The organism is Tundrisphaera macrotermitis, assembly GCF_051175315.1.
Taxonomy (GTDB): Bacteria; Planctomycetota; Planctomycetia; order Isosphaerales; family Isosphaeraceae; genus Tundrisphaera.
The window spans coordinates 1,781,602-1,799,895 of sequence record NZ_CP195100.1; the positions used below are offsets into that span (position 1 = coordinate 1,781,602).

Sequence of the window (18,294 nt, forward strand, 5' to 3'; positions counted from 1 at the left end):
GCCTGGCCCTGGGGGGGCGACCCCGGCCAGCCTCGGCTAGCGTCGGTCGCTCGTACGGCCAAGCATAGCCACGAATTTACCGATCTTCAACAAAACCCCCAAACAATTTCGATTTTCTCTCAAGTTTTCCCTTGCATCTTCGTCAATCTGGGCAAAATGACGCAAACTTGACCAGTACTGCGAATTATGACCGGCCCCAACATCCCCGAGCTTCGCCAATCCCATCCCGTCCTTGCCAATCGATGATTCCTGCCCAGCCCCCGCGACCGGCGTGGTTTTCGCCGGTCGCGTGTCGGGCGGGGCTCAGGTGTTCCTGGCGGCGGCGCGGGCGGCGGCGGCCTGCTTGGTGGCGAGGTTCAGGGCCTTGAGCTTGGCCTTGGCGACTTCGAGCTTGAGCTTCTGGGCGGCCTTGACCTGGGCCTTGGTCGGCTTGTTCGCCTTGCCGGCGTTGGAGTTCGACCCGGCCGGCTTGGGCTTGCCGATCTCGGGGTGGCGGCGGGCATAGTCGGCCTCGAACCGGGCCTGCTTGGCGGCCAGTTGCGCGGCCTTCTTGGCGGCGACCTTGGCGGCCTTGCCGGCGGCGATCTGGGCCTGCTTCTCGGCCTTGGCGGCGGCGGCGGCGGTGGCGGCGGTGTCGTAGACGTTGGCCGGGAAGGTGGGGACCCTGGAGCTGGGGTCGCCGTTGGCCACCGAGAGCAGCACCGGCGTCGACGAGGCCATGTTGTTGGTGCGGAGCGCCTGGTTGATCACGTCCTCGGGGTCGACGATGGCATAGACCCGGGCGTAGGTGGCGCCCCCGACCTTGGTGCCGTAGGGCAGCTTGGCGGGGAGGCGGACCGTGGAGAACACCGTGGTGGCGGCCCCGGCGGCCAGCCCGGTGACGGTGGCGTCGCCCAGGAAGAAGCCCTTGGAGACGTCGCCGGCGACCCCGGTGGCCACGAACCGGACGGTGAACGTCCCGGCGTCGGCGCGGCCCACGTTCTGGACCGTCGTGCTGACGTCGAAGGTCTGCCCCCAGTTCAGGGTGGTCGACGAGACGTTGACGGCGGCCGGCGCCAGGTTGGCCAGGGCGGGCACGGGGCTGTTGGCCTTGGGCCCGGGGGCGATGGCGATCGACAGCGTGTCCTTGCCCGTCCCCTGGGTGGCCACCCGGGGATAGATCGGCTGGGTCAGGAAGTCGCCGTCCTGGACCAGCGACAGGGTGTACTGGGTCGCCCCGCCCAGGGTGGCCGGCTGGATGTCGTCCAGGGCGAAGGTCTTGACCAGGTTGACCGACTGGAACGCCGGGATCGCCGGGACCTCGATGTTGGCGATCGTCACGTCGTTGTACGCGCCGGGCGTGGCCCCGAGCGGGGTCAGGACGACCCGGGCCCGGGTGGGCGGGGCGTTGCCCTGTCCATCATTCTTGACCTGGGCGGTGATCGTGATCGTGTCGCCCCAGGACAGGACGCCGGCCGTCGACTGCTCGATCGGCGTCAGGCCGAGCGACGTGCCGACCAGGTCGGCCGGCATCTGCGGGGCGGCCGTCATGACCGACGCGTCGACCCCGAGGCCGTTGCCCTCGTTGTTGGTCTCCGACAGCTCGGCCACGTCGTTGCTGGCGTCGACCCGCATGGCGATGTAGATCGGCTGCGCGGTCGAGCCAGGGATCGCCGAGGTCGGCATCCCGACCACCTGGTTGAAGTTGTACGAGGTCCCCGGGGCCAGCCCGGCCGGCACCTGGATCTCGCCCATCAGCACCGAGGTCGCGTTGATCCGCGGCTCGGTGGAGGCGTAGATGTCGACCGAGGTCGGCACCACGGTCGTGGCCGTCCCCTGGTTGCTGACCGTGCCGGAGGCGGTGACCCGATCGCCCCAGTTGGCCGTGTGCACCGTGTCGAACTTGACCGGGATCAGATCGGCCATCGGCGTGTCGGCCGAGAGGAGCTGGCGGCCCTCGAGCGGTTCGAAACGGAGGATCGCGGGACCTCGCCCCCAGGCGCGACGGCGGCCAGCCGCCCGACGGTCGTAGCTCGACATGGAGTTCTCCTCCTTGAGAACGCAATCGCGCCGTCGCTGGGCCGGACCGACCCCCTCCGACGCCGACGCCACACCTACCCATCCTTGGGAAGTACGGGGAACGATAATCATCACGACCCTCACGGTCAACCCCACCCGCAAGCGAATCCGCCCCGGCGGTGGGTTCGTTTCGCCCGCGGGCTGCCCCGGGCCGGGGTTCGCCCCGACCCTTCCCCAACCGATCCTCACCCCCGGCCGATCCGGGCGATGGGTTCGTTTGGCCCGCCTCCCTCCGGCGGGATCGCCGACCCCGGTGGGTTCGTTTTGCCCGGCACCTCGGGCGGAGCGACGACTCCGTCGGTTGGGTTCGTTTCGCCCGACCCACCGAGGGGGATCGCCGACCCCGGTGGGTTCGTTTCGGCGAGGCCGGGCGGCATGCCGCGTCCGGCCCGGTGGGCGACCCCGGCCGGATCCGGGATGCCTCGACGACGCGGGCGATGGGTTCGTTTTGCCTTCGGCCATCGCGACGAGAACTCCTCGGGTCCGGGACGCGGCTCAACCCCCGACGACCGGCCGTCGGCCCCCGTGCCGAACTTCGCGGCCGGGCCGCGTGTCGAACGGTGCCCCTATCCTTGCGAGAAGGCCGACGCGTGATGTTCGCCCGGGCCACCGGCCGGCGGGCCCCGACCCGGGCCGATCGGCCCTCCCGGCGACGATCGCGACCCGTTCGGCCCGCTCACTTTCCGGGGGGCCGGTCGGCCCGGGCGCGGGCGATCCGGCGAGTGCGGACATGCCAGGACGAGGCGGGAGGAAGCTGCGATGCCCCTGAGATTGGTGCCCATCGATCGGAGCCTGCTCGACGCCCATCGCCGCTCGGAGGCCGAACTGCAGGCGAGGCTCGGGGGCGACATCGGGCCGGCCGCGGAGGTCCTCGGACCGGTCCTGGAACAGGTCATCACCCTGATCGAGGCCCGGCCACGCGCCCCCGAGTGGGGCTGCTTCCTGGCGATCGACGTGGCCGGGCGGCGACTGGTGGGCACCTGCGGCTTCAAGGATGGCCCCGGCGCAGACGGCTCCGTTGAGCTGGCCTACTTCACGTTCCCACCGTACGAAGGCCGGGGCCACGCCACGGCGATGGCATCCGAACTCCGGGCCCGCGCCTGCGACCGCCCGGTCATCGCCCACACCCTCCCCGAGCGGAATGCCTCGTGCCGCGTGCTGGAGAAGGCCGGCTTCATCCACATCGGCACGTTCGACGACCCCGAGGACGGCCCGGTCTGGCGCTGGCGTGCGGAGGGGCGGGGATGACCTCGGCGATCGCACTCGGATCCGGCCATCCGAATGGTTCACGGTAGGGCCGGGCTACTGTCTCGCCAGGAAACGTGAGAGCCGCCCGTCGAGCCAATCATGGCTGACCCAGAAATCGGTCCGCTTCACCGCTTCGAAAGCCTCTCCCAGATCGAGAAGCCCCCGCTCGGCCGCGGCTTCGAGAACTCCAATCGTGCCGATGACATTCAGGCCCCGCTTCGGGTCGCTGGCGGCATTCCGAGCCCGTCTTTCGTCGAGGATGATCCGATCTGCCCCGATCTCTCGCGCGAGTGCGATGGCCCCCGTCTCGCCCGGGTGAAGCCCTTCGATGACCTCGACCGTCGCGGCATCGCGAACGACGAGCCAGGCCGGCCTCGTCGCGATGAAAGAGCGGACCTCAGGCGAACGCCTGCGGCTGGACAGTTCGGCTTCCACCTCGCTCGGGATGGCCTACCGTTCGAAGAGCGCCGGGAGGATTTCGACCCGGCCGACCTTGATCAGGACGACGAAGGGGGAACTGTCGGCGACGACGATCATGGAGACGGCGGCGTGAGGAGGGCGTTGATGCCCGTCACATCGGCATCGACTTCCTCGTCGCTCAAAGTCCGCTCGTCGACCCGGTGCCGCATGAGCAAGGCATTGGTTTCGAATCGGTCGAGTTCGAGGGCCTGTCCGAGTTCGTGGTGGCCGATCACGCCGCGGCGAAAGAGGTCGATGAGATAGACCTCCTTCGCCTGGCGGTTCAGGTCAACCCCGCTCGTGCGGGCCTGCTCCTCGATCTTGGCCGGCAACTCGAAGTGGATGATCATGGTGCCATCTTAACCGGCTGATCTCGGACTCGACAGGGGCGGCATCGCTCCCGCCCCGGAAGTGCGATCAGATGGCGGGGCCGAGGAGGTCCTTGACCGCGTCGCGCTCGGCGATGAGTTCCTGGGCCGAGGCGTCGATCTTGGCCTGGGCGTCGGCGTCGATGGGCAGGTCCTTGACGATCGACCAGGTCTTGCCGTCCTCGGTGCGGAGCGGGAACGAGTAGATCAGGCCGGCGGGGACGTTGTAGGAGCCGTCGGACACGACGCCGGCGCTGAACCAGTCGCCGGCCGGGGTCGGGACGACGCAGGAGCGGACGCCGTCCAGGGCGGCGTTGGCGGCCGAGGCGGCCGAGGAGGCGCCGCGGGCCTTGATCACGGCCGAGCCGCGCTTGGCGACGGTCGGGACGAAGGTGTCGGCGAACCACGAGGCGTCGGTGATGACCTCGGTGGCCGGCTTGCCGTTGATCCGGGCGTTCTTGTAGTCGGGGTACTGGGTGTCCGAGTGGTTGCCCCAGATCGTCACGCGGTCGACCTGGCCGACCGGCACGCCGGCCTTGGTGGCGAGCTGGGCGGCGGCGCGGTTCTGGTCGAGCCGGGTCATGGCGAACCAGCGGTCGGCCGGGACCTTGGGGGCGTGGGAGCGGGCGATCAGGGCGTTGGTGTTGCAGGGGTTGGCCACGGTCAGGACCCGGACGTCGGGGCCGGCCGCGTCGTTGATCGCCTTGCCCTGGGCGGTGAAGATCGGGCCGTTGGCCCGGATCAGGTCGGCGCGGGTCATGCCGTCCTTGCGCGGCATCCCGCCGACGAAGATGACCCAGTCGGCCCCTTCGAAGGCGACCTCGGCCTTGTCGCTGGCCTGGACGTCGGCCAGGAGCGGGAAGGCGCAGTCGTCCAGCTCCATCATCGTGCCGGTCAGGGCGGGCAGGGCGGGGGTGATCTCCAGCAGGCGGAGCGACACCGGCTGGTCGGGGCCGAACACGGCGCCGGAGGCCAGGCGGAAGATCAAGGCGTAGCCGATCTGGCCCCCGGCCCCGGTGACGGCGATGCGGACGGGCTTGCTGCTCATGGTCGGACGATCCCTTGCTTGGGCTGGACGGAGGACGGGTGAGTCGGAACGGCCATCATACCATTAATGAAGCGAGGGCTGGTCGGCGGGGGCGGCCTTGAGCTTGGCCCGCATCAGGTCCATCTCGCGCGACAGGTGCCGCGCCCCGGCGATCAGGACGATGCCGGAGAGCAGCAGCGCCGGCGTGATGAACAAAAGCCCGGCGACGAGGTTCTCCGGCTTCTGGCCGGGCAGCTGGGTCGGCACGGCCCCGACCGAGGCGAGGAATCGGCCGATGGCCGACTTCATCAGCTCGGGGTCGCCGAACATGTCGGCCGCCTTGCCGATCAGCCAGGGGGACCAGATGTCGCCGAGGAAGTGGATGGCGAACGTCGAGACCGCGAACGCGGCGGCCCTCAGGTTGGGCTGGACCACGTTGCCGATGATCGCGTTGCACGGCCCGGTGCTGACGAACATCAGCGCCTCGGCCGCGAAGATCGACGCGAAGATCACCGGCTCGGTCTTGGAGAACAGGCAGAGCAGGACGAACGGGATCGACAGGATCATGGCGACGCCCGGCACCACGAACAGGGCCCCGGGGCGCTTCTTGCCGAAGTGGTCGGCGAGCATCCCGCCCAGGGTCATGCCCACCAGGGCCGCCGCGAAGGTCATCACCCCCAGCAGGCCGCCGGACCGCACCTGGTCGAAGTTCCGCGTGCTCACCAGGTAGACCGGCACCCACACCAGCATCCCGCCGATGGCGAAGGTGTAGGCGGCCTGGCCGAACACGGAGTAGGTGTAGGACGAGTTGACCATCAGGTCGATGTAGTCTTCCTTGGTCGCCCCGGCCCGCTCGTGCTCGCGGAGCCGTTCCGGGTCCACCCCCTCGCTGGCCCCCCGGATCGGCTCGGGCAGGAACAGGGCGATGATCGCCGCGAACACCCCCGGCGCGCCGACGATGTAGAAGGCGTAATGCCAGTGGTAGCGGTCGGCGATGTACGACCCGAGGAAGATGCCGATCGCCGCGCCGATGGGCATGGCCAGGTAGAAGGTGGACATCAGCCGCGACCGGCTCTCTCGGGAGAACAGGTCGAACAGGATCGTGGGGGCGATCACGCCATAGGTCGCCTCGCCGATCCCCAGGACGCTGCGGGCCCAGACCAGGTGCTTGTAGTCGGTGGCCAGCCCGCTGGCCAGCGTGGCCAGGCTCCAGACGCCGACCCCGGCCGCCAGCAGCCAGGTGCGCTTGAAGCGGTCCCCGAGCCAGCCCATGACCGGGCTGAACACGGAGTAGCTGACCAGGAAGACGGTGGCCAGGAAGCCCCAGTCGGCGTTGTCGAACTTCATCTCCGCCTTGATCTGCTTCTGCATGTTGACCAGGATGTTCCGGTCCACATAATCGAGCAGATTCATGGCGAACAGGACGACGAAGGTCGTCATCGCCAGCCGCGAGGTGCGACCCGCGCCGATGCCCGCCAGCCCCGGCTTCGTCGCCGCATCGTCCCCGTAATCAACGTGAATCACCGGCACCCCTCCCGGACCGCTTCGCATCCCGGCCCGATGCTAATCGGTCGGGCGCGGCCCGTCCAGGGTCCGGGCGGCGGCCCGGGGATGGGCCGCGCGACCGGGATGGCACCGGGGGGGATCAGAAGGCGTCGGCGCTGATGATCTCGCCCCCCTGGGTCGAGGCCAGGGCGCGCCAGACGGACAGGGCGACCGTGTTCTTGAAGAACTTGACGCTGCCGTCGACCATCGCCGCGTTCACCCCGCCCGGGTGCCGGCTCCGCGAGGCGCTGGCCAGCAGGAGGGGGGTGGCCTGCTCGACGCAGGGGGGATTGGACCCCACGCCGTTGGCGCAGTAGCCCGCGCCCAGGACGTCGGGCTGGGGGCTGTTGGGGGCCAGGTAGGCGGTGAAGCCGGCGGCGTCGCCCCACCAGGTGTAGCCCCGGAGGTCGGTCTTCACCGGGGTGCCCCCCTTCTCGCCCTGGATGACCTCGGCGTACATCAGGGTGTTGCTGGTGCCGTCGGTGATGTCGGCGAAGCTGAACGTCTTGCCGGTGGGGGCCGCGGGCGGCAGCGTCCCGGCCGACACGTTCATGAACGGGGCGCCCAGGAAGGCCACGCCGTTGTACGGGGCGGTCGGCTGGGTGTAGGCGGAGCTGCCGAAGTTGGCGACGTAGTTGTGCGACTTGATCTCGTAGGTGACGCTGCCGATCGCGCTGCTGATCGGGGCCTTGGGGCTGTCGCTCGGGCAGGTCAGCGAGGAGATCCGGTTGGCGGCCGCCGTCAGGTTCGCCGCCCCGGCGTAGCGCAGGGTCCGGCCCGAGTCGGTCGTGCCCTCCGTCGCCTGGTTGCCCATGTAGTTGTAGGCATTGGCCATCGACCCCTGCTCCAGGTAGGGCAGCAGGAAGGTCTGCCAGGTGCCGAAGCAGCAGCCCTGCTTGCCCGGCGGCAGGGTGTTGGTCACGCCCACATAGTTGTGGGTGGCCAAACCCACCTGCTTCAGGTTGTTGACGCACTGGGCCCGCCGGGCGGCCTCGCGCGCCGCCTGCACGGCGGGCAGCAGCAGGGCGATCAACACGGCGATGATCGCGATCACCACCAGCAGCTCGATCAGGGTGAAGCCACGCCTCGATTTCGACATGCCAGGTGCTCCGGGACGGATGGAAGAGGGATCGGGGGACGATGACGACGGCCGGAGGGGCCGGGGAGGAGATGATTCGGCGGACTTGCCCCGCCGGCGAGACGGAGGGTCGAACGGGCCGATCAGGGGGCCAGTTCGAAGTCGAAGGTGTTGGCCTCGCCCGCCTTGACGTCGCGGGTTAGGGTCGTCTTGGTGTTGTACTTGGCGGGGATCGACTGGGGGGCGGGGCGGGGGGATTCGCCGGGCATCGCCTCGGGCGGCGGGCCGTCCACCGCCTCGGTCACGGAGACCGAGTATTTGCCCGGGACCGGGCCCTGGGCCTTGGCGACCTCGTATCGGCCGTCGGTGATTGGAGCGACGATCGGGGCGACCTGGCCCTGGCCGTCCGGGATGAACTGGATCAGGCCCTTGGCCAGCGGCTGGCCCTTCCAGGTCACCCGGCCCGAGACCGGCTCGCGGGGCAGGCCGTCGTCGGTGATCTCGCCCCCTCCGCACCCGGCCATGAGCCCGATCAGCAGCGATCCCAGGCCCCGTGCCCACCGGATCGAATCCGGACGCCGCATCGCGTTTCTCGGTGAGAACATCTCGAAATCTGGCCCTCGGTCCGCAGGCGATGAAGACATGCGCATGAACCGTTTTGCAAATCGCTTGCCGACGCCCCCGGCGGGGCTCGCCGCATTTTCACATTCTTTAACTCCTGCAAAATCAAGACTTAGGGCGTCGCCCATCGGGGCCTCCCGAGACGGCGCCGACGCACTCCGGCCGGGGCTGCCTCGAATCGAGGCAGCTTGCCCCGGCAGGGCCGGTGCATCGGGCAGGACGTTCGTGATGGATTTCGGAAAAAGTTGGACGAGAGGCCCCGCATCGTGACATCACTCTTGTCGGGAGGCAAGGGCTCGGGGTCATGGGAGGCCGAGATGATGATGGGTCGGCGGTGCGACGAGGTCATCCGGGGCGCATCGGCCCTGTTCCGGCAGGGACCGATCGGCGACCTCTCCGACCGCCAGTTGCTCGGCCGGTTCGCCTCGCTCGGCGGCGACGCGGCCGAGTCGGCGTTCGCCGCGCTGGTGGAGCGGCACGGGCCGATGGTCCTGCGCACCTGCCGGTCGATCCTCCGCGACGGCCACGACGCGCACGACGCCTTCCAGGCGACGTTCCTGGTGCTGGCCCGCCGCGCCGGGTCGGCGTGGTCGGGGGACTCGGTGGCGGCGTGGCTGCACCAGGTGGCCCGCCGCACCTCGCTGTGCGCCCGATCGGCGTCGGCCCGGAGGCGGAAGCACGAGGCCCGGGCCGCCGCCCTGGCCCCGACCAGCGTCCCCGACCCGCCGCGGGACGACCTCGGCGAGGCCCTGCACGCCGAGATCGCCCGGCTGCCCGACCGCTTCCGCGCGGCGGTCGTCCTGTGCCTGCTGGAAGGCTACACCCACGACCAGGCCGCGCGTCAGCTCGACGTGCCGGTCGGCACCCTGCAAAGCCGCCTGTCCCGGGGCCGCGAACGGCTCCGATCCCGGCTCACCCGCCGGGGCCTGGCCCCCTCGGTCGCCCCGTCGGCCCTGCTCGTCCCCCCGTCCTGGATCGACGGCGCGGCCCAGGCCGCGACCCGGTTCGCGACGGGCCAGATGAAGGTCGGGATGGTCCCGGCCACGGTCCTCTCCCTCGCCCAGGAGGTGTGCAACGCGATGATGACCTCGAAGCTGAAGCTGATCGGCGCGGCGGTGCTGGGCCTCGGCCTGGGGGTGTCCGGGGTGGGGGCCCTGGCCCAGCAGCAGGGAACCCCTCCCGGGGCCGAGGATCGCCCGGAGAGCCGAAAGCCCCCGGCGACCCGGCCCGTACCCGCCCCGGATCCATCTGCTATCCTCACGCCACCCCTCGAAGGATACGAGCGGATCACGATCCAGTACGAACGGGTCGACGGCTCGGGGCGCGTGTCCTACGTGCAGGTGGTCTCTTCGGAACTCGACGCTTCGGGGACGGTCCGGATCACCTCGGACGAGCGATCGGGCGATGACCGCCGGCAAAACAGAATTCAGGGCAAGTCGGCCTCCATCCAGATCACGAAAGACCAGGCGAGCGACCACTTCGACATCAAGATCGGGGCGAATGATTCCCCCTGGGCCATCCCGCGCCAGGGTCGGTCGACGACCGCTCCCCCCCCGGGCGAAGCCCAGGACGTCGAAATCCCCGGGCTGGCCAAGCCAGGGGACAGAAGGCCCGCACCGGCCGGGCTGCTCGAAACCAGCCCGGCCGCCGACCGGCCATCGCCCGATCCGACCACCGACGCCGACACGCCCCGGCGGAATGCCGACTATCGACGATCGGAACTCGACGCCCGCCCGATCCTCCCCCGACGCCATTCAAGCCGCATCCCCCGTCCTGAACCCGACATGCCCATCGTCATCCATCCGGGAGGTTCGGACCTCGCACCGATCTCCCCGGGCCCGGAGGACGGCAACCCGGATTCGCTCCCGAGTTCGGCAGTCGGGACGGCGCCCGAAGGCATGGAGTGGGTACGCGAGAAGATCGGCGGGGGTAAGACCCTGGACCGGCTGATACCGATCCGATCCCCCCGCCCGACGCGCACAGACGCCGACCCGGCCCCCGACCCCTTATTCGAGGCGGACCCGGCCCCTTTCGCTCCCGCGAACGACCGGACCAGCGAGATCCCGTCCAATCCCCAGGATGAGAATCATCGGGCCAGGCGGGCGCAGGATCGGCGGATGGACGAGATGGAGCGCAAGCTCGACCTGATCCTCCGGAGGCTGGACGGGCGGAAAAACGACTCGTACTGAACGACGCGAGCCCGGCCGAGGGGGCCGGGCTCGCCGAGGATTCGATGCATCGCGGGGGATCGCGGGGCTTATTCGGGGCGGGCCGGGCGGTCGGCGCCGTTGGTGCCGCGGCCGCCGGGGCGGTACTTGTCCATCACCTCGTCGAGCCGTTCGGGGGAGACGCCCAGGGCCTCGGACAAGGCCTTGCGGTTCTTCTGGCGCTGCTCGCGGGTCGGTTCCTCGCCGGGGCGGGCCGGGGTGACCTTGCGGAACGCGGCGCGGAACTGGTCGGGGGTCACGCCGAGCTCGCGGGCGACCGCCTCGACGGGCCGGCCCCGGTCCTCGTCCTCGCCCGCCGGGGGGCGGGGGACCTCAAGCTGCTCGCGCTGGGCGGGGGTGAGGATCCGCTCCAGCTTCGCCCGGACCTCGGCCTCCAGGTCGGCCAGCTGCTTGCCCTGGTCCTCGGTCAGCGTCAGGCGGTCGCGGACCTGGGGCGGCATCAGCTCGCCGAGCCGGTAGCGGGGCGGGGGAGGCGGCGGCGGGGGCGCCCCATCGCGGGGGCGTTGGGCGGAAGCGGACAGGGCCGCCGCCATCAGGGTCGCCAGCGTCAACGATCCAACCAGGGCACGCTTCATCGGGCGGATCTCCGGGACTCGGGGGGGAGGTTCGCAGCACGGAGGCCGATTCGCCCGCGGGCGGCGATTATTGTCGGCCGGGGGCCTGGGATGCGGGAGGGGACGGGATCGGCCCCGCCCCCTTCTCATAGGTCGCCGATCAGGCTTCGAGCTTCCAGGGCGAGCGCATTTCGCGGGAAAGCAGCTTGTTGCCGGCCTCGGCGTCGGCCCCGGTGAAGCGGTGGGCGGCCGGGTCCCAGGTGAGCTTCTTGCCGGTCATCAGGGCGATCACCCCGAGGTGGCAGACGATCACCGAACCGCCGCCGACCGTGACGTCGGCGATCGGCGTCCCGCGCGTCTTCACGCAGTCGAGGAAGTTGCCCATGTGGTCGGTCGGCCGCGACGGGTAGAGCATCGGGTCGTCCTTGAGCGGCTCGGACAGGATCTTCGCGTCGCTGGCCAGCAGCAGCGACCGGCCGACGAAGATCGTCCCGTTCTCGCCCTGGATCAGCAGGCCGTTCTCGTCGCCGTCGATCCCGTCGACCTCCTTGCCCTTCTCCTTGCGCTTGTTGCCGTTGGCGTCCACCAGCCCGCCCACGGTGGAACCGCCGCCGGACATGGCGAAGACCTCGGTCCCCTCGGGGTAGGTGTAGCGGACCTTGAAGTCGGGGTGGGTGTTGTAGCCGTCGGTGCCGTGGTGGGGCTCGGTGGCGGACACTTTCTCGACCCCGGTCGGGCCGCTGCCGTCCTTGCCCAGGCACCACTGGGCGATGTCCAGGTGGTGGGCGCCCCAGTCGGTCATCTTGCCGCCGCTGTACTCGTAGAACCAGCGGAATTCATAGTGGCAGTTGGTCTTCTTGTCGCTCTCGAAGCGATAGGGCACGGCGGCGGTCGGCCCGAGCCAGGCGTTCCAGTCCAGCTCGGCGGGCGGGGCCACTTCCTGGATCGGCCCGCTGACCGGGTTGGTGCCGACCCGGCACTCGATCGACTTGACCTTGCCGATCCGGCCGGAGCGGACCAGCTCGGCGGCCAGGCGGAACTTGCCGCCCATCTCGTCGCGCTGCTGGCTGCCGGTCTGGAGCACCCGGCCCGAGTCCTTGACCGCCTTCATCAGGACCAGGGCCTCCTGGACCGTCAGGGTCAGGGGCTTCTCGCAGTACACGTCCTTGCCGTTGCGGAGGGCTTCCAGGGCCATCAGGGCGTGCCAGTGGTCGGGCACGGCGATGATCAGGGCGTCCACGTCGGGGCGGGAGCAGATCTCGCGGAAATCCTTGTACGCCCGGACGTCGTAGCCGTCCTTGGTGTACTGCTTGGTGGCGTGGTCGAGGTGGCGGCCGTCGACGTCGCACACCCCGGTGAACTTGACGTGCTTGAACTTCTTGGCCGCGCCGTACAGGGCGTTGGAGCGGCGGGGGTTGGGGCCGACGCCGATCACGCCCATCTGGAGCTTCTCGTTCGCCCCGACCGGCTTGTCGTCGGCCGCGGCGGCCTCGGAGGCCCCGAAGAACTGGCCGGCGTACCAGGCCGGGAGCCCGGCGGCGGCCAGCCCCGCGAGCGAACGATCCATGAATCCACGGCGCGAGAGATTTCCGCGGCGAGACATCGCTGTTGCCTTTCGGTCGGGGATCGGAGTGGGTCGGGTGGGGCGCCGGGGGCGGCCTGCCGCCTCCATCGCGACGCGATCCTAGCCGATCCCGACGGGCGCCGATATGACCTACCCGGGGCGGGTCGTCGCCCGGGCGAACGGCACCACGGCCGCCACCGCCAGCGTCGCGGCGGCCAGCAGGACCGGCGGCAGCCGGAGGGCCAGGCCCGCCGCCGCGATCGGCACGGCCAGCGCCAGCATCAGGCGCCAGGGTCGATGGCGGACCCCCTGCCGGATGATCGTGGCCATGATCCGCAGCCCGTCCCGGGCGGCGCGGAGCTTGCTGGCCGTCCCGGCGATCCGGGGATGGTAGGAGACGGGGACCTCGGCCACGCGGAACCCGCGCCCGACCGCCTCGCCCGACAGCTCCGCCTCGATCTCGAACCCGGTCGACCGGGGTTGCACGGCCCGGAGGAACCGGGGGCCGAACGCGCGGTAGCCCGACAGGAGGTCCCGGCACCCCGGCCCGACCAGCAGGCCGAACGCGGCGGTGATCGCGAAGTTGCCCAGGGCATGGGTGGCGCTCATCGCCTTATCCTCGGCGACCGGCCGCCGGGCCCCGACCGTCATGTCGGCGCGGCCGTCCAGGATCGGGCCGAGCAGCGGCCGGACGGCCGATGCCGGATAGGTGCCGTCGCCGTCGGTCATCACCACGGCGGGGCGGCCGGCCAGCTCGCGGAAGATGGCCCGGACGGCGTTCCCCTTGCCCCGGTCGGGCACCTCCACCACCCGCACGCCCAGCCCCCGGGCGAGGTCGCCGGTGCCGTCGGTCGACCCGTTGTCGAAGATGATCACCTCGGCCTCGGGCAGCGCCTCGCGCCACGCCGCGACCACGGCCGCGATCGCGTTCGCCTCATTGAGGCACGGGATCGCCACCGCCACCTTCGCGGAGTCTGCCTGCTCGCCCGGTGTCGTCACGCCATCGGCCCGCCGCGAAGAATCCTCGGAGATTGATCCGGCCGGCCCGCCGGATCGCGACCGACCGAATTCTAGCGCACGAACCGCCTTCGTGTCGCCGCGAACTTCCCGAGGGGCGACCGCACCCCTTCGGCCGTGGCCCCGGATGGGCTCAGAACCAGAAGTGGGTTGCTTTCCAATGCTCGATCGCGGCCCGCGCCTCGGCCTCTTTGCGGGTCCAATCGGCGAGGTCGTTGCGGTGCCTGGCAAGGTCGAAGATCGGCGGAGGTTCGGGCCGAGCAAGATCCCCGATCGACCGAACCGCCGAGTCCCATTCCTCGGTGGCCGGGGAGCCATCCGTTCGACCCGATTCGTCGCCGGCGGGCTGCGCCGAGGTCGCGGCAAACCGACGGGCGATGTCCCGCTCGGAAGCCGCGAATTCTTCCATGATCTCGGCGACCTTCGCCGAATATTGCTTCATCATCTCCGCGGTCTTGTGCGTGTAGATCAAAGCCTGGAACTGCACCCGGTCGGCCCGATATTGGCGATAGATCCGAAAGGGCACGATGCAGGCCGCACAGACGGCGACCGCGATCATCAAGGCACGCAGGGTGATCCGCTTCGGCATGCCTCACCTCCTGCCGAGCCCGGTGTACTCACGATCGGTGGAAGGGCCGGGGGGCCTGCGATCGGCCCCCCGGCCTCGGTCGAGGAGATCAGGGCGTCACGGCGTCTTCGGGGCGGACTCGCCGGAGCGGAACTCCAGGGGCTTGGCGGCGACGAAGGTGGCGACCAGCCCGGGGGCGGTGCCGCCCGCGACGCGGACGACGAGGTCGTTGTCGCCCTTCGCCAGCGACAGGTCGACGGCGCGGGGCCGGTCGGCATCGGCGGCGGGGACGGGGATCTCCTTGCCGCCGAGCCAGACGCGGACGTCGGCCTTGGTGTCGAGCACCAGCTTCGCGGCCATCGCCTCGTGGGCGAGGACTGGGGCGTGGAGGAAGGCGGCCTTCGACGGGGCGGTGCCGGCCGTGGCGGACAGGTCGACGAGGCCCTCGGCATCCGCGTCGATCCGCCGCCACGAGAGCCTGGCCGGGGCGGCCATCCGAGGGGAGACGGGGCCGGCGTCGGCCATCGGCCCGGCGGCCTGGAACTGGCCGACGATGCTGACCGGCTGGCGGAGCGTGGACAGGTAGGCGAGCAGGTCGACGAGGTCGCCGTCGGTCATGGTCTCGGCCAGCCCTTCGGGCATCAGCGAGACCTCGCTCTGCTTGCGGTCCTCGACGTCGGCGGGGCGGGCCGAGGTCCGCTTGCCGTCGGCCATCTTGAGGACGATCCGGTCGGGGGCCTCCTCGACCACCAGCCCGGTCAGGACCCGGCCGTCATTCATCGCCAGGATCGTCGACCGGTAGTTGTAGCCGATCGCGGCGGAGGGGTTGAGGATCGACCGCAGCAGCTCGTCCTTGCCGTACTTGGTGCCGATGGTCGACAGGTCGGGCCCGACCCAGCGGCCCTGGCCCTGGACCCGGTGGCACCCGGCGCAGCTGTTGGCGGCCTCGCGGAAGAACACCGCCCGGCCCTTCGCGGCGTCGCCGTCGCGGCGGAGCAGCTCGCCCGGCGAGGGCAGGGGACGCCCGCCGGTGGTCTTCGGCAGCGGGAGGACGTCGGCCGCGTCGCGGCGCACGTTGCGGTCGGGGTCGGCGTAGACGATCGAGACGGCCTCGGACTTCAACTCCTCGGGGAGCTTGCCCGACCGGGCCAGTTCCAGGATCCGGTTCCCCCCGCCGCCCCGGGGACGGCCGTAGGTCCGCAGGGCCTCGCGGCGGACGGACAGCGAGTAGGCGGGATCGGTGGCCAGGGCCAGGAGCCGGGCGTTGGCGTCTTTCTTGGCATCCGGCAAGGTCCGGACGGCGGCCTCGGCCAGCGCCCCGGACGCGCCCTTGCCCCCCTTGGCGGCGGCGATCAGCGAGTCGAAGAACTCGTCGGACTTCGGCAGGCGGAGCCGGCCGATCGCCTCGACGGAGGCCACGCGGACGTCCTCGGGCACCTGCTCGTCGCGGGCGAAGGCCATCAGGGCGGGGCCGTACCGGCCGTCGGCGGCGGAGGAGGCCAGGGCGATGCCGGCGATCCGCCAGGCGGGATCATTGAGGCTGTCCTCGATCAGCCGGATCACCGGGGCCTCGGCCCGCGCCGGGAGCCAGTCGCCGCCGATCTTGCGGCCGAGCGTCTTCATGAGCGACTGCCGGCGTGCCGGCTCGACCGTCTTGAGGGCGAGGTCGGCCACGATCAGGGCGGCTTCCTTGTCCTTGAACTGGGTCAGCACGTCGTCGGCCGCCTGCTGGAGGTCGGTCGCGGCCAGTTCCGGCAGGATCCGGGCGAGCAGGGGCAGGGCCTCGGGGCGGTGGATCCGCCAGGCCAGGCCCAGGGTCTTCGCCACCGGCGAGGACGGGGCGTCGGCCGTGCCCGATGCGATGTACGCCTCGTTGCGGTCGGCCGGGAAGTAGGGCGGCACCGCCTGCCCCTCGGCCGCGCCGTCGCGGTCCAGATTGAGGGCGCCGAACAGGGTGCCGTCGAACAGGCTTTCCAGGTAGGGGGTTTCGCGATCCTGGAGCGCCAGGCCCAGGGCCTCCAGGTACCAGCGATCCTGCCCGTCCCAGCCGGCGGCCAGGGCCTTCAGGGCGTCGCCGACCTGCGCGGTGGAGAGCCAGCGGAGCGAGGTGATCAGCTCGCGGCGGACGCCGGGATCGGGGTCGTTGGCCAGCGGCAGGAGGTCGTTGAGGTGCGACTCGGCCCGGGGGGCGCGCCGGGCCTCGGGGTTGGTGAACTCGACATCGCCGTTGCGGGACAGGTCGCGGCCGAGGATCTTCACGGCCTGCTCGCGGATCCTGGGATCGGCCTCCTTCAACGCGGCGACGGCGACGGCGTCCCCCTCGATCGCGTGCCGCACCCACAGGGCGCGGGCCTTCTCGACGGGCGTGCCCTTGTCGGACAGGGCCTTCAGGGCGGGCGTGGCCTCGGCACCGCGTGCGATCAGGGACCGGCGGGCGGCGTCCTGGGTGGCGACCACCGGGGACCGGAGCGCCGCGATCAGGCCGGGCACGGTGCTGAAGTCCGCCGGGACCTTCTTGTAGGCCGCCCCCTTGGGGGCGACGCGGTAGATCCGCCCGGTGGTCTGGTCGCGGAACGAGTGACCGCCCACGCCGGAGTCGTACCAGTCGGCCACCAGCACCGAGCCGTCGGGCAGGGCGGCCACGTCGACCGGGCGGAACCAGTTGTCGTCGCTGCCCAGCAGGACCTTGTAGGTGGTGCGGAAGTGGGCGCCGTGGCGCTCGATCGGGAAGAAGTTGATCTGCCGGGAGCCGGCGTCGGCCTCGAACAGGCCCCCCTGGTAGTCGCCGGGCAGCAGCGAGCCTTCATACACGGCGATGCCGGTCGGGCTGCCGTTGCCGGTGCCGACCAGCTTGGGGGAGTTGCCGGGGACCTCCTCGCCCCAGTGCCGGGGGCTGCCGGGGGTGTGGTAGCCGTAGGTCCCCCCGTCCATCGCCCAGATCACCCGCGAGCCGCGGTTGCCGTCGTCGTCGTTGTCGCTGGTGAAGGGGTGGCCCCAGGCGTCCAGGGCGGTCTCGTAGTTGTTGCGCTGGCGGTCGGCGATCACCTCGAACTCGGTGCCGTCGCGGTTGACGCGGAGGGTGTTGGCCAGGTTCGACGACTTGACGTGGCGGCCCGAGCGGTCGACCACGTCGAAGTTCTGGGGCTTCTCGCTCTTGCGGTCCTCCTGGACCGAGCAGCAGCCGTCGCCGTGGGTGAAGTAGAGCTTGCCGTCCAGCCCCAGCGTCATCCCGTGGACGCCGTGGTCGGAGTCCACCCCGCCGAACCCGGTGAGCAGGGCGGACCGCTTGTCCGCCTTGTCGTCGCCGTCGGTGTCCTCGAAGACCAGCAGGTCGGGGCTGTTGCCCACGTAGACGCGGGCCCCCTTGTACTTGCCGGCCTTGTCGTAGACCTCCTCGACGGCGATCCCCATCGGCACCGGGAAGATCTTGTCGGCGAAGACGGTGACCTTGTCGGCCTTGCCGTCGCCGTCGGTGTCTTCCAGGATCTTGATCCGATCGGCGTCGGCGATCCTGGGGTGAGTCTTGTTGGCCCCGCGATGGAGCCGGTAGTTCAGCCCCTCGGTCACCCAGACCCGGCCGCGCGAGTCGATGTCCATGTTGGTCGGGTTCTCGACCATCGGCTCGGCTGCCCACAGGGTCGCCTCCAGCCCCTCGGCCGGCCGGAGCATCGCGGTCGCCCGCTCGGGCGGGGACTGCGCCGGGGCGACCGGGGCCCCGGCGATCAGGGCGATGGCAAAGAGCATCGCGCGGGGCCCCGTGCGGGCCCGGTCAGGGGACTTCATCGTCGTCGGCTCCTGGATGCGTCCATGGGAAGGCGGATGGGCTGCCATTCTGTCACGCCTGGCATGGGCCGTCCAGGGGCTGAGAGGGGGCGGCCCCCTTCGCGATATAAAGCCTTACGACAAAAGTAGGAACGATTGACAATCATCCGGGTCCGTTCATAATGGCAACCGTGCTC

14 protein-coding genes are annotated in these 18,294 nt (G+C 70.7%); 2 read left to right on the forward strand and 12 right to left on the reverse strand.

The window, feature by feature from the left end; all coding sequences use genetic code 11:
* Window positions 1-303: 303 nt before the first annotated feature.
* Window positions 304-2,019 carry a CARDB domain-containing protein gene (locus tag TA3x_RS07505; protein WP_435019829.1) on the reverse strand — a complete coding sequence of 572 codons (1,716 nt, stop codon included), beginning with the start codon at window positions 2,017-2,019 and terminating at the stop codon, window positions 304-306.
* Window positions 2,020-2,817: 798 nt separating this feature from the next.
* On the opposite strand from TA3x_RS07505, the gene TA3x_RS07510 reads away from it, so the two are divergent.
* A complete protein-coding gene (locus TA3x_RS07510) occupies window positions 2,818-3,306 on the forward strand; it encodes a GNAT family N-acetyltransferase (RefSeq protein WP_435019831.1) in 489 nt (162 codons plus the stop codon).
* A gap of 54 nt (window positions 3,307-3,360) precedes the next feature.
* On the opposite strand, the gene TA3x_RS07515 is transcribed toward TA3x_RS07510, so the two are convergent.
* The 6 genes from TA3x_RS07515 to TA3x_RS07540 all read right to left on the reverse strand — a co-directional run bounded on the left by TA3x_RS07515 (window position 3,361) and on the right by TA3x_RS07540 (window position 8,367).
* Window positions 3,361-3,741, reverse strand: coding sequence for a DUF3368 domain-containing protein (locus TA3x_RS07515; protein ID WP_435019833.1), 381 nt, complete (start codon window positions 3,739-3,741; stop codon window positions 3,361-3,363).
* Window positions 3,742-3,839: 98 nt separating this feature from the next.
* Complete coding sequence (locus tag TA3x_RS07520; protein WP_435019835.1) at window positions 3,840-4,115, reverse strand: UPF0175 family protein; 276 nt, start codon at window positions 4,113-4,115, stop codon at window positions 3,840-3,842.
* 67 nt (window positions 4,116-4,182) lie between these two features.
* Window positions 4,183-5,181, reverse strand: coding sequence for a malate dehydrogenase (locus tag TA3x_RS07525; protein ID WP_435019837.1), 999 nt, complete (start codon window positions 5,179-5,181; stop codon window positions 4,183-4,185).
* Between the two features lie 63 nt (window positions 5,182-5,244).
* Entirely contained in the window at window positions 5,245-6,684 is a 1,440-nt protein-coding gene (locus tag TA3x_RS07530; protein ID WP_435019839.1) for a spinster family MFS transporter, read from the reverse strand.
* A 121-nt stretch (window positions 6,685-6,805) separates the two neighbouring features.
* Entirely contained in the window at window positions 6,806-7,804 is a 999-nt protein-coding gene (locus tag TA3x_RS07535; RefSeq protein ID WP_435019841.1) for a DUF1559 domain-containing protein, read from the reverse strand.
* A 122-nt stretch (window positions 7,805-7,926) separates the two neighbouring features.
* A complete protein-coding gene (locus TA3x_RS07540) occupies window positions 7,927-8,367 on the reverse strand; it encodes a hypothetical protein (protein ID WP_435019843.1) in 441 nt (146 codons plus the stop codon).
* Window positions 8,368-8,721: 354 nt separating this feature from the next.
* Here TA3x_RS07540 and TA3x_RS07545 point away from each other — a divergent pair, with 354 nt between their 5' ends.
* Complete coding sequence (locus TA3x_RS07545; RefSeq protein WP_435019845.1) at window positions 8,722-10,593, forward strand: sigma-70 family RNA polymerase sigma factor; 1,872 nt, start codon at window positions 8,722-8,724, stop codon at window positions 10,591-10,593.
* Window positions 10,594-10,661: 68 nt separating this feature from the next.
* Here the strand turns inward: TA3x_RS07545 and TA3x_RS07550 are convergent, their stop codons facing one another.
* The 5 genes from TA3x_RS07550 to TA3x_RS07570 all read right to left on the reverse strand — a co-directional run bounded on the left by TA3x_RS07550 (window position 10,662) and on the right by TA3x_RS07570 (window position 18,118).
* Entirely contained in the window at window positions 10,662-11,207 is a 546-nt protein-coding gene (locus TA3x_RS07550) for a hypothetical protein (protein ID WP_435019847.1), read from the reverse strand.
* Between the two features lie 139 nt (window positions 11,208-11,346).
* Window positions 11,347-12,753, reverse strand: a complete 1,407-nt coding sequence (locus tag TA3x_RS07555) for a Gfo/Idh/MocA family protein (protein ID WP_435019849.1) — start codon at window positions 12,751-12,753, stop codon at window positions 11,347-11,349.
* A gap of 147 nt (window positions 12,754-12,900) precedes the next feature.
* Entirely contained in the window at window positions 12,901-13,749 is an 849-nt protein-coding gene (locus TA3x_RS07560; RefSeq protein WP_435019851.1) for a glycosyltransferase, read from the reverse strand.
* A gap of 151 nt (window positions 13,750-13,900) precedes the next feature.
* Entirely contained in the window at window positions 13,901-14,356 is a 456-nt protein-coding gene (locus TA3x_RS07565; protein WP_435019853.1) for a hypothetical protein, read from the reverse strand.
* A gap of 96 nt (window positions 14,357-14,452) precedes the next feature.
* Complete coding sequence (locus TA3x_RS07570; protein ID WP_435019854.1) at window positions 14,453-18,118, reverse strand: PVC-type heme-binding CxxCH protein; 3,666 nt, start codon at window positions 18,116-18,118, stop codon at window positions 14,453-14,455.
* Window positions 18,119-18,294: the final 176 nt, after the last annotated feature.